The sequence below is a fragment of the Kutzneria chonburiensis genome (genome assembly GCF_028622115.1).
GTDB lineage: Bacteria > Actinomycetota > Actinomycetes > Mycobacteriales > Pseudonocardiaceae > Kutzneria > Kutzneria chonburiensis.
This window is the reverse complement of sequence record NZ_CP097263.1, coordinates 8,292,034-8,303,459: the sequence shown is the minus strand read 5'-3', so window position 1 is coordinate 8,303,459 and position 11,426 is coordinate 8,292,034. Positions and strand designations below refer to the sequence as shown.

Here is an 11,426-nt window from a genome sequence, read left to right as displayed (position 1 = left end):
GTCGAACGGCGAGCCGACCAGACAACAACAAATCGACGCGGCTCTGCTACATGGTGGGGCGGACGCAATCATGACCGGGCCAGAGGCCGTCCGCAGACATGGTCTCACCCGGCTACCGCAGGATCCTTTGATCCATCTGTTGGTTCCGCACGAGCGACAGGTCCGTAGCGCCGGCTTCGTCTGTGTGGAACGTACGATCCACCTGCCGGCCCCGGTCTGGCACGACGGCGTACCGCTAGCTCCGCTGGATCGAGCAGTGCTCGACACTGCAAGGCGCTTGCGCAAGATCGACCCGGTACGAGCACTGCTCAGTGAAGCAGTACAACGCGGACGATGCCGACCCGCCGACCTGCTGGCAGAGCTGGACACCGGCAGTAGAAGGGGTTCTGCGCTCCCACGCCGAGTTCTCAGCGAGGTCGGCGAAGGTGTGCATTCCGTCGCCGAGGCCCACGGACTTCGCCGGTGGCGGGCAGCGAACTTGCCGAATGCCATGTGGAACGTGCCTGTCTACGACAGCTCTGACCGGTTCGTCGCGATCCCCGACGCCTGGTGCGACGAGGTGGCATTGGCCTGGGAGATCGATTCGTTCGAATGGCATCTCGACGCGAAGGGGTACGCCAAGACCGTAGCTCGCAACACGCGATATGCCACAGCTGGGATCGTGGTGGTGCAGACGCTACCGTCGCGCCTCCGTGATGATCCGCAGGGTGTGATTGCCGAGTTGCGAGCCGCATACGCGGCCGCCAAGGCCCGTCCACGTCCCCCCGTGCAAGCACGCCCCTCCGGCTCCGCCTGACAGTTGGCCGTGCTTGGAAGGGGGCCTTCCTACACTCGGAGTGTAGGAAGGCCCCCTTCCAAGCAACAAAGCTGGCGGCTAGTTGACCAAAGACAGGGCTATGCCGTCGAGGATGTCTTTTTCGCTGACGGTGAGGTGGGTGATGCCGGCCTGGGAGGCGAGGTGGTCGGCGAGGACGCGGAGGATGATGGCGCCGCCGCCGATGACGTCGACGCGGCCGGGGTGGATGGTGGGGACGGCGGCGCGCTCGTCGTGGGTGAGGGTGAGCAGGTGGTCGCCGACGGAGTGGATCTGCTCGACGGACAAGGTGGAGAGGTGCGTGGCGAGCACGTCGTAGGAGGGGAGGTCCTGAGCGACGGCGGAGAGGGTGGTGACGGTGCCGGCGACGCCGATCCAGGTGCGGGCCTTGGCTACGGGGACGGCCTCGAAGGCCTGGGCCAAGACGGAGGCGGCGAGGTCTGAGGCGGCGGCAATCTGCTCAGCAGTGGGGGGATCGCTGAGCAGGCAGCGCTCGGTGATCCGTACGCAACCGATGTCGACGGACTTCGCCGCCTCGACGCTCGAGTCGAGAGAACCGAGCACGAGCTCGGTGGAACCACCGCCGATGTCGACGACCAAGAAGGGCCCGTCGGCGGGATCGCAGTCGCCGACGGCGCCGGCGAAGGACAGCCGGGCCTCCTCGTCGCCCGAGATGACCTCGGCCTCCACGCCGAGGACCTCACGGGTCATGGCGAAGAAGTCGTCCCGGTTGGAGGCGTCGCGGGTGGCGGAGGTGGCAACCATGCGCACGGCCTCGACACCCTTGCGGCGCAACAAGGCGGTGTAGTCGACGAGGGCGGCTCGGGTGCGCTCGATGGCCTCCGGGGCGAGCCGGCCGGTGGCGTCGACGCCCTGCCCGAGCCGGACGATCCGCATCTCCCGATGCACGTCCCGCAGCGAACTCGATCCGTCGTCCTGGACGGTGACGTCCGCGATGAGCAGACGGATCGAGTTCGTCCCACAGTCGATGGCGGCGACCCGCGAGTGCTTCATGCCGCCAACCTAGTCGTTCAGCTGGCCACCGGGGTGGAGCTGGGCGTCGGCGACTTGCTGGTCGGAGTCGGGCAGCCGGTCGGCGTCGACTGCGCCGGCGGCGGTGCCACGGTGCTGGTGGGCGTGGTCGTCGAGGTCGGCGTGGTGGGGCACGTCGGCGTCGTCGTGGTGGTCGTGGTGGTGGTCGTCGTAGTCGTGGTCGTGGTGGTCGTCGTGGTCGTGGGAGACGTCGATGTGGTGGTCTCGGTGGGCGACGTCGTGGTGGTGCTGGTCGACGTCGGCGTCGTGGTCGTCGTGTCCGACGGCGGGTTCGACGGGTTGCCGTTGTTGTTCGGCGGCGGAGGCGGCGGCGGCGGGACCTCGACGAACGGCGGCCGCGGGGTCGGCTGGATCACCGGGACGTCGGTGTTGTTGGGCAGCGTCTCCACGCCGTCGGCGTAGGAGTGGGCCCAGGCCAGCACGTTGGCCACGTAGGCGTCGGAATGGTTGTAGCCGAACACGGCCGCCGACCGCTGCGCGGGATTGCTCATGTCGCCGCCACTGGCGCACAGGTAGTTGGCGGCGGCGAAGGCGGCGTCGTAGATGTTGTTCGGGTTCGCGTTGCCGTAGCTCTTGGCGTTGGAGATGGCCGCGTACTGAGCCCACGTGGACGGGATGAACTGCATCATGCCGACGGCGTGGTCGTAGGCGGTGTCGCCGTCCCACTGACCGTGGTCGGTGTCGTAGATGAGGGCGAAGCCGCCACTGCCGTCGAGCCGAGGCCCGAGGATCGGGGCCAGCGTGTTGCCCTGGGCGTCCACGGCGCCGCCGCGCGCGTGGTTGGACTCGATACGGCCGATGCCGGCCAGCAGCGGCCAGTCGAGGTGGCAGTTGGGGTTGCGGGCGGCCTCGAGCTGCTCGGCCCGCCGGTACGCCGCGAGCGCCGCGCCGGGGATGCCGAGCGGGCCGTTGGGCAGGCCGCCGAGCTCGCCGGCGCCGTCGGTGTTGGCGGCGTCGCCGATGTCGGTCGGCAGCGTCGGGTCGACGTCGTCCTGCTGCGGCAGCTGCCCGGTCGCGCCTAACGGGTTCTTGGGGGCGGGCTGGCTGGTCGGCGTGGAGTGGGCGGTGTTGACCCAGGCGAAGGTGGCGTCGCCGGCGAGCACCATGGGCGCGAGCATCGCGGTCACGGCCGCCGCGGCGCGCCATCTCCGCTGGGGTGTGACTCGCGGCGGCTTCGGAGTCCGGGCCCTGACGCTGTGCACACCCACGCGGATCCACGCTCCTCGTCTCGATCCCCACGCCTGAGATCGATCGTTGCCTACACGCCGTTAGCTCACGGTCAGCCTGCTACACACCCGGGCAGGTGTCACTGCGTTGAGTGAGATTTGCACCTCGGGGAGGCCACACTAGCCCGAATGGTGCACACAGCGTCACCAAAGATGTCACAGACGTACAGAAGTCAGCGTCTTGACGTCAGGCCCGGAACTCAGGCGCAGTCGCCGGCCGGCCAGTCGCCGGCCAGGGCCGCGAGGGCTTCGTCGCCGAACGGGTTCACGCCCGGTCCGCAGGCCAGCGCGTGCGCGATGTGCACGTGCAGGCACTTGACCCTACCGGGCATGCCACCGGCGCTGACCTCGGTGCCCAGCGAGTCGATGGCGTCACGTTCGGCCAGGTAGGAGCGGTGCGCGGCCAGGTACTGGGCGGCCAGTTCCTCGTCCTCGGCCAGCCGCGCGGTCTGCTCCCGCATCATGCCGTCGGCCTCGAGCCGGCTGGCCAGCGAGGTCAGCCGTGGGCAGGTCAGGTAGTACAGGGTGGGGAACGGCGTGCCGTCCTCCAGCCGCGGCGCGGTCTGCACGACGGACGGGTGGCCGCTGGGGCACCGGTGCGCGATGGCGCGCAGCGCCCGCGGCGGCCGGCCGAGCTGCTGGGCGATCACCTCGCGGTCCAGCTCGGTGATCGGTTCCCTTACGCCCGCCGTCACGAGCCACCCCCGGTGATCGAATCCCACAAATGCTCGAACCATGGACTGTTGTTCGCCTGCTGCTGGGCCGGCCCGCGCTGACCGCCCTGCTGCCCGTCGCCGGGCAGCTGCACCGTGTACGGCGTCTCCCCCGGCATCACCATGCCCAGCCGGCTGCGCGCCTCGGCCTGGATCTGCGCCGGGTCGGCCAGCTGCTGCTTGCGCTGTTCCAGCTGCGCGGCCTGCTGCTCCAGCTTGGCCTGCTGGGCCAGTTCCTGCTCCACCTGCGCGTGCTGCGTCAGGTACGTGCGCAACGGCACCGCCACCGACAGCGCCAGGGCGCAGACGACCATCGCCAGCACCGCGGCCTGCCTGGTCGCCGACAACCCGAACGCGCCGCCGGTACGGGTTTTCCCGTCCTGGCGGGGATTGCGCGGCCGCGGCGGTCGCGCGGCCGGCTGGTCCTGCTGCGAAGCGACGGGCTTGCCCTCACGACGAGCACGGTCGGGCCGACGACGCTGGCTGGACGTGTCCTGCCGGCGTCGCGGCTGCCGACCGTGCTCGCGCTCGGGCATCCGATCAGGCCTCCGCGGTGAACCGCGGGAAGGCCAGCTCGCCGGCGTAGCGGGCCGCGTCGCCGAGAGTCTCCTCGATGCGCAGCAGCTGGTTGTACTTGGCGGTGCGCTCGCCACGGGCCGGGGCGCCGGTCTTGATCTGGCCGACGCCGGTGGCCACGGCCAGGTCGGCGATGGTGGTGTCCTCGGTCTCGCCGGACCGGTGGCTCATCATCGACCGGTAGCCGTAGGAGGTGGCCAGCGCGACCGCGTCCAGCGTCTCCGACAGCGTGCCGATCTGGTTGACCTTGACCAGCAGCGCGTTGGCGGCGCGGCGGGAGATGCCCTCCTCGAGCCGCTCCGGGTTGGTGACGAACAGATCGTCGCCGACGATCTGCACCTTGTCGCCGAGCTCGGCGGTCAGCTGCACCCAGCCGTCCCAGTCGTCCTCGGACAGCGGGTCCTCGATGGAGACCATCGGGTAGGAGCTGACCAGCTCGCTGTAGTACGCGGTCATCTGCTCCGCGCTGCGCTTGCTCTTCTCGAAGGTGTACGCGCCGTCCGAGTAGAACTCGGTGGCGGCCACGTCCAGCGCCAGCGCCACGTCGCGGCCCAGCTTGTAGCCGGCCTTCTCGACGGCGACGGCGATCAGGTCGAGCGCCTCGCGGTTGCTGGACAGGTTGGGCGCGAAGCCGCCCTCGTCGCCGAGGCCGGTGGCCAGGCCCTTGCCCTTCAGCACGGACTTGAGCGCGTGGTAGACCTCGACGCCCCAGCGCAGGCCCTCGCGGAAGGACTCGGCGCCGATCGGCGCGATCATGAACTCCTGGATGTCCACGTCGGTGTCGGCGTGCGAGCCACCGTTGAGGATGTTCAGCATCGGCACCGGCAGGATGTGCGCGTTGGGGCCGCCCAGGTAGCGGAACAGCTCCAGCCCGCTGGACTCGGCGGCCGCCTTGGCCACCGCCAGCGAGACGCCGAGGATGGCGTTCGCGCCGAGGCGACCCTTGTCCGGGGTGCCGTCAAGGTCGACCAGCTTCTGGTCGACCACCCGCTGCTCGACGGCCTCGATGCCGACCAGCTCGGGCCCGATCTCGTCGAGGACGGCGGTGACGGCCTTCTCGACACCCTTGCCGTTGTACCGGGTCGTGTCGCCGTCGCGCAGCTCGACGGCCTCGTGCTCACCGGTCGACGCGCCGGAGGGCACCGCGGCCCTGGCCAGCGTGCCGTCGTCCAGCGCGACCTCTACCTCGATGGTCGGGTTGCCTCGCGAGTCCAGGATCTCGCGCGCGCCGACCTGCTCGATGACCGCCACAACAGCTCCTATCCAGCGTTCAGGGACTCATCCCTCGACCAGCCTAGCCGGGCACATGGATCACCCGGAGGCGGCACGCTCGCGTGCCGAAACGAGAGCGTAATCATTCTGAATCGAGGGAGAAAGGGGTGAGCTTGGCCAGCACCGCCGGCAGGTCTCCGGTATGGAGCACGCCGAGGCGTTTGGTCGCCCTGGTCATGGCCACGTACAGGTCGTTCGCGCCGCGCGGGGACTCCGTCAACATCAACTCCGGCTCGACCAGCAGCACGGAGTCGAACTCGAGACCCTTGGCCTGTCCGACGGTCAGCACCACGACCGGGCTCTCCAGGTCGTCGCCGCCGACCGCGAACGCGCCGGCCAGCGAGCGCGGCACCAGCACCGCCAGTCGCCCGTCCTCCAGCCGCTTCTCCTCACGGGCCACGGCGCGGGGCACGGCCTCGGCCAGGTCCTCGACTTTCTCGTGCCACGGCGGCAATCCGGAGTCGCGGACCGAGCTCGGCGGCACGGCGTCCGGGTCGAGGCTGGCGAGAACGTCCGTCGCCACGGCCATGATCTCGGCCGGGGTCCGGTAGTTGACGGTGAGCTCGGCCAGCCGCCAGCGGTTGGCCACGTACGGGCTGAGCGCCTGGCCCCAGGACATGGTGCCGGCCAGGTCGCCGGTCTGCGCGATGTCGCCGACCACGGTCATGGATCGGCTGGGGCAACGGCGCATCAGCACCCGCCACACCATCTCCGACAGCTCCTGCGCCTCGTCCACGATCACGTGGCCGAAGGTCCACGTGCGGTCGTCGGCGGCGCGCTCGGCGGCGGTCAGGTAGTCGCTCTGGGCCACGCGGGCGACCAGGGCGTCGGCGTCGAGCATGTCCACGGCCATCAGGACATCGGGGTCGGACTCGTCCTGGAGGTCCAGGATGTCCAGCACGCCCTGGGCGTAGGCCAGGTCCTGCCGGCGCTTGGCCGCGGCGGCGGCCTTGAGCGCGCGGTCGTCCTCGCCCAGCAGCTCGGCGGCCTCGTCCAGCAGCGGCGCGTCGGCCGGCGTCCACTCCGCGCCGGGATCGCGGCGCAGCAGCTGCCGCTCCTGCTGGGACAGCCCGCGACCGGCGGCGTTGAGTCGCTTCTCCGACGCGTACAGGTCGGTCAGCAGCTGCTCGGGGGTGAGGATCGGCCACAGCTTGTCGATCGCGCCCATCACCCGCTCGTCCTCACGGAGCTCGGCGCGGATGTCGGCCACGTCGTCGGAATCCAGGAACTGCGAGCCGAGCCGGTTGGCGACGAGCCGGGCCAGCGCACCGATGATCTCCCGCTCGAACACCGGCCGGGCCGCGTTGTGCGGGCGGCGCGAGCGCCGGGCCCGGCCGCGGGCGTCGGCCAGCGTCTTGCGGTCCAGCACCAGGGTGTCGCGCTCGTGCGGAATCTCGATGCCGTCGCGCGGCACCCACTGCCGGTCCCGGACCGCGGCCTGGAGCACCTCGGCCATCACCAGGCGACCCTTGACCGCGCTGACCTCGACCGGCTCGCTGCCGACTGCTTTGAGCCCCGGGTAGAGCTCGCCGACGGTGTTGAGCAGCACGCCGGTCTCGCCCAGCGACGGCAGCACCTGGCTGATGTAGTTCAGGAAGGTCGAGTTGGGGCCGACCACCAGCACGCCGCGCTTCTCCAGCTGGCGGCGGTGGGTGTAGAGCAGGTAGGCGGCACGGTGCAGGGCCACCGCGGTCTTGCCGGTGCCGGGACCGCCCTGCACGACCAGCACGCCGTTGAGCTCGGAGCGGATGATCCGGTCCTGCTCGGCCTGGATGGTGGCGACGATGTCGCTCATCCGGCCGGTGCGGCTGGCGCCGACCGCGGCCAGCAGCGTGGCCTCGCCGACCAGGCCCTCGTTGCGGCCGGGCACGGCCTGCGCCAGGTCGAGGACCTCGTCGTCGAGGCCGACCACGTTGCGGCGGCGGGTGCGGATGTGGCGGCGCCTCGTCACACCGTCGGGGGACGCGGCCGTGGCGAGATAGAACGGGCGGGCCGCGGGGGCGCGCCAGTCCATCAACAACGGTTCGTAGTCACCTTCGGTGCGGAAGATGCCAATTCGCCCGATGTGCTGAAGTTCGCCGTTCTCGAAATCGAGGCGTCCGAAGCAGAGGCCGTTCTCGACCGCGCTGTACTGGGCGAGATCGCTCGAGTGCATCGCGGTCGCGGTGTCGCGCTCGGAACGGGCCTGCGGCGTGCCGCCCGTCTCCAGCAACACGCGGGCCAGCCGGCGCGACGTCTGTTCCCGGAGGTCGTCGAGCCGGCCGTAGAGCATGGAGACGTATTCCTGCTCTCGGTCGATTTCCTGACTGTCCGGAATACTCGCAGGGCTTGACAACTGACCTCACTCACCGTTATATTCTGGCGCAGACACGTTTTTTCGTGGTTTTTAGTTGTGCGTACAGACCGGTAAATCTATCAAACCGCTGGTCGCGCGCGCCACCGGTCACCGGTGTTGTGCCCGGATGGTCCATCGAAGTCACAGCCGATCTTGCGTACTGTGGGAACGACCATGAGCGACAGCACCTTCGAGGCGTTCCGACGGGCCGAGGCGCTGGTGTCGAACGGCCGTCCGCTGGACGCGCTGCGCGAACTGCGTCCGGTGCTCGACGCCGAGCCGGACCTGCCGTCCGTCGTGCAGCTGGCCGGCCGCGCCTACCTCAACTCGGCCCAGTTCCGACGGGCCGAGGAGGCGTTCAGCCGACTGGTCGAGATGGACCCGAGCGACCACTACTCGCTGTTCGCACTGGGCAAGACCCTGCAACGGCAGGGCCGGCACGCCGAGGCCATCACCCACCTGCGGCTGGCCGTGGCCATGAGCCCGCTGCCCGAGTACCAGGAAGCCCTCGGCGAGGTCAGCGCCCGCCTGTCGCTGCGCAACCATCCCCAGGCCGGCGACTGAAGCTGTGAACGCGCCGTTCCAAAACTCCGAGTAGAGGAATGGTCCGTTCCGAACTTCAGAGCTTGCCCAGGCTGACCTTGCCGTAGGCGTCGGCGTTGGAGAAGACGTCCTGGCCGTAGGCGGTGGAGTTGTTGTACGCCAACACGGCGTCCCACCAGTTCTTGGGCACGGACAGGTCGCCGCCCATCGCGCACATGTAGCGGGCGGCGGTCATGGCGGCGTCGTCGATGTTCTGCGGGTCGGGGTCCTTGCCGTCGGCGCTGGCCCGTACGCCCCAGCGGTGCCAGGTGGCCGGCGCGAACTGCATGGGGCCGACGGCGTGGTCCCAGGTGGTGTCGCCGTCGAGCTTGCCCTTGTCGGTGTCGGGCACGGCCAGGAAGCCCGGACTGCCGTCCAGCGCCGGGCCGATGATCGGCCGCGACTCCTCGCCGTTGGCCTGCACGCTCGCGCCGCCGTAACGGCCGTGCTTGGACTCGACCCGGCCGAGGCCGGCCAGCGTGGCCCAGGTGACGTGGCAGGCCGGGTTCTTGGCCTGGTAGGCCAGGTCGGCCTTGGCGTACGCGAGGAGCACGCGCTCGGGCACGTCGCTGTAGTAGGTGACCCGCGTGAGCCAGCCCTGGAAGTTCTCCCGGGGCGCGGCGGTCTGCGCGGCCGGCACCGGGGTGGCCGGGCCGGGGATGGCCGCGCCCCGGGCCACCTCCAGCGGCGGCACCCGGAACGGCGGCGGCCCGGATGGGCCGGACGGCACCGGCGGCTTGGGATGGCTCAGCCAGTTCACGGCATAGATCGCGCCGGCGCCCAAAGCGAGCACCAGCGCGATCAGGAAGACCTTGCCGAAGATCTCGCCGCCCCGGCGCTTGCGCGGAGGCGGCGACGGATATGGCGTCCCGGCCGGCGTGCGCGGAGGGGTCGAGTAGGCCATGCGACCCAGGCTACGTGGCCAAAGGGGATTGAGGCTGCGGCCAGTGCCGGCGCCAGTCCTCCGCGGTCAACCGGGTCGGGTCCAGTCCGGCAGCCTTGGCCGACAGCTCCGCGGCCCGCACGTCCCGTTCGAACTGCCGTGCCACGGCCCGCAGCTCGCTCTCCGGGTCCTCGCCGGCCAGCTTGGCCACCGCGGTCACACCGAACAGGGTCGCGCCGGTGTCGTCGCCCGAGGGCAGCAGGTCCACCGGCAGGCCGACGCGGGCCACGCGCTGGGTCAGCTTGGCCGCCAGGGACACCGCGGGCTGGCCGAGCGCCACGCCGTCCACGCTGGACTCGCGCTTCTTCTCGGCCTGCTTGAGCTCTTCCCACCGGCGGTCGTGCCGGTCGAGCTCGAAGCCTTCCTCCTCGGTGGCGAACACGTGCGGATGCCGGCCGACCAGCTTGTCCACCAGGTCGCCGGCCACGTCGTCGATGTCGAACGGCTCGCCGTGCTCCGAGGCCACGCGGGCGTGGAACAGCACCTGGAGCAGCACGTCGCCGAGCTCCTCGCGCAGCGCCGCCCGGTCACCGTCCTCGATCGCCTCCAGCAGCTCGTAGGTCTCCTCGACCAGGTACTGCCGCAGCGACTCGTGCGTCTGCTCCGCGTCCCACGGGCAGCCGCCGGGCGAGCGCAGCCGGTCCATCACCGACGCCGCGTCCAGCAGGGCCGAGCCCGCCGGCTCCGGCGTATCGATCCTGGTCGCCCCCGCCGCCAACAGCGCCGCCGCGGCGGGCTCCGTGGCATCGGTCGCGATCAGGACCGCGTCGGCGCCCAGCTCCTCGCCGGCCAGCTCGCCGGCGCCGAGGGACTGTCGCAACTGCTCGGGCACGTCCTTGCCCGCCCACACCTGCGCGGCCGCGCGCAACGCCGGCAGCGCGGCCGCCGGCAGCACGCCGGGCAGGCGCGGGCTGAGCAGCACGACAACAGCGGTCACGAGTTCGTCTTCACCGTCTTCAAGATCGACGACGACTCGCCGTCGCTGGGCGACACCAGGCCGGTCAGCGGCTCCCAGACGCCGAAGCGCGGGTTGAGCGTGACGCCGCTCTGCGCCGCGTAGCGGATCATCTGCGACTGGCCGAAGCTGCCCGCGACCTGGCTCACGTCCTGGCCGCCGGTCGTGTCGCCGGCGTTCTCGCTGCGCTTCTGCACGTAGGCGACGACCCAGATGTTCTCCTGCTGCACCGGGAAGGCGATCACCGAGCCGGCGTTGGCCGCGAACATCGGGGCCAGTTCCTGCGGCGTGCTCGCCGGCGAGCCGGTCAGGTTGGCCGTGGACTTGGGCTTGCCGCCGTCCTGGCTCTGCGCGCCGGCCATCGCCTGGTTGATGATCGCGGTGTGCTGGTCGGGGTGGGCCAGGATCTTGTCGACCAGCGCCTGCGCGCCGTTGCGGTCCTGGGTGACCGCGTAGTCGTAGGTCACGGCCGTGGTGCGGACCTGCTTGGCACCGATCGCCTGCCACAGCAGCGAGTCGCGCAGGTAGCCCTTGAGCACGTCGCCCTTGACCGGGATGTTCTTGGTGTCGCTGTAGGACGGCAGCTGACCGGACGCGGTCTGCTGCGCGTAGACCTGGTCGACCTGCGCCTCGCTGACCGTCACGCCCAGCTTGGCCGCCAGCTGCCTGGTCGCCTCGTCCCACACCGCCAGCTGCACGATGGTGCGGGCGATCGGCGGGAAGGTGCTCGGCTTCTGCTGCTGGAGCTGGCGCGCGTCCGGGCTGCCGGCCAGCACGTCCGTGATCCGCTGCTGGACGGACTCCAGGCTCACCTGGCCGCTGCCGACGATGGCGGCGGCGCCGATGTCACCGCCGCCCGGGCCGGCGCCACAACCGGTGACCAGGGCGCCGACTGCGGCGCACGCGGCAAGGACGGCAATCGGTCGGCGAATGGCGATCGTCACAGTGCGCACTCTC

General features: G+C 70.6%; 11 protein-coding genes. 2 read left to right on the top strand and 9 right to left on the bottom strand.

Translation table 11 applies throughout. The features are described 5' to 3' along the window. Positions 1-277: 277 nt before the first annotated feature. The gene (locus M3Q35_RS38680; protein ID WP_273937519.1) at positions 278-796 is read left to right on the top strand and encodes a hypothetical protein; all 519 of its coding nucleotides are present in this window, start codon (positions 278-280) and stop codon (positions 794-796) included. Between the two features lie 78 nt (positions 797-874). Here the strand turns inward: M3Q35_RS38680 and M3Q35_RS38675 are convergent, their stop codons facing one another. The 6 genes from M3Q35_RS38675 to M3Q35_RS38650 all read right to left on the bottom strand — a co-directional run bounded on the left by M3Q35_RS38675 (position 875) and on the right by M3Q35_RS38650 (position 7,989). After that, positions 875-1,828, bottom strand: coding sequence for a Ppx/GppA phosphatase family protein (locus tag M3Q35_RS38675; protein WP_273937518.1), 954 nt, complete (start codon positions 1,826-1,828; stop codon positions 875-877). Positions 1,829-1,845: 17 nt separating this feature from the next. Continuing rightward, the gene (locus M3Q35_RS38670; RefSeq protein WP_273944637.1) at positions 1,846-2,985 is read right to left on the bottom strand and encodes a lytic transglycosylase domain-containing protein; all 1,140 of its coding nucleotides are present in this window, start codon (positions 2,983-2,985) and stop codon (positions 1,846-1,848) included. A gap of 308 nt (positions 2,986-3,293) precedes the next feature. Then, positions 3,294-3,764 (bottom strand): DUF501 domain-containing protein, encoded by a 471-nt coding sequence (locus M3Q35_RS38665; protein WP_273944636.1) that lies wholly within the window; start codon positions 3,762-3,764, stop codon positions 3,294-3,296. Positions 3,765-3,784: 20 nt separating this feature from the next. Beyond that, on the bottom strand, positions 3,785-4,342 hold the full coding sequence (locus M3Q35_RS38660) for an FtsB family cell division protein (RefSeq protein ID WP_273937517.1): 558 nt from the start codon (positions 4,340-4,342) through the stop codon (positions 3,785-3,787). 4 nt (positions 4,343-4,346) lie between these two features. Then, the gene (gene eno, locus M3Q35_RS38655) at positions 4,347-5,633 is read right to left on the bottom strand and encodes a phosphopyruvate hydratase (protein ID WP_273937516.1); all 1,287 of its coding nucleotides are present in this window, start codon (positions 5,631-5,633) and stop codon (positions 4,347-4,349) included. Positions 5,634-5,736: 103 nt separating this feature from the next. Continuing rightward, complete coding sequence (locus M3Q35_RS38650) at positions 5,737-7,989, bottom strand: HelD family protein (protein WP_379794484.1); 2,253 nt, start codon at positions 7,987-7,989, stop codon at positions 5,737-5,739. Between the two features lie 174 nt (positions 7,990-8,163). Here M3Q35_RS38650 and M3Q35_RS38645 point away from each other — a divergent pair, with 174 nt between their 5' ends. Next, a complete protein-coding gene (locus tag M3Q35_RS38645; RefSeq protein WP_273937515.1) occupies positions 8,164-8,553 on the top strand; it encodes a tetratricopeptide repeat protein in 390 nt (129 codons plus the stop codon). Between the two features lie 55 nt (positions 8,554-8,608). Here the strand turns inward: M3Q35_RS38645 and M3Q35_RS38640 are convergent, their stop codons facing one another. Genes M3Q35_RS38640 through M3Q35_RS38630 form a run of 3 tightly spaced genes read right to left on the bottom strand, consistent with a single transcriptional unit; the run spans position 8,609 to position 11,422 of the window. Continuing rightward, the gene (locus M3Q35_RS38640; protein ID WP_273937514.1) at positions 8,609-9,475 is read right to left on the bottom strand and encodes a lytic transglycosylase domain-containing protein; all 867 of its coding nucleotides are present in this window, start codon (positions 9,473-9,475) and stop codon (positions 8,609-8,611) included. Between the two features lie 10 nt (positions 9,476-9,485). Beyond that, positions 9,486-10,451: a nucleoside triphosphate pyrophosphohydrolase gene (locus M3Q35_RS38635; protein ID WP_273937513.1), complete on the bottom strand. Its 966-nt coding sequence runs from the start codon at positions 10,449-10,451 to the stop codon at positions 9,486-9,488. Continuing rightward, entirely contained in the window at positions 10,448-11,422 is a 975-nt protein-coding gene (locus M3Q35_RS38630) for a hypothetical protein (RefSeq protein ID WP_273937512.1), read from the bottom strand. Before M3Q35_RS38630 ends, M3Q35_RS38635 begins: the two co-directional genes overlap by 4 nt. Positions 11,423-11,426 lie beyond the last annotated feature (4 nt).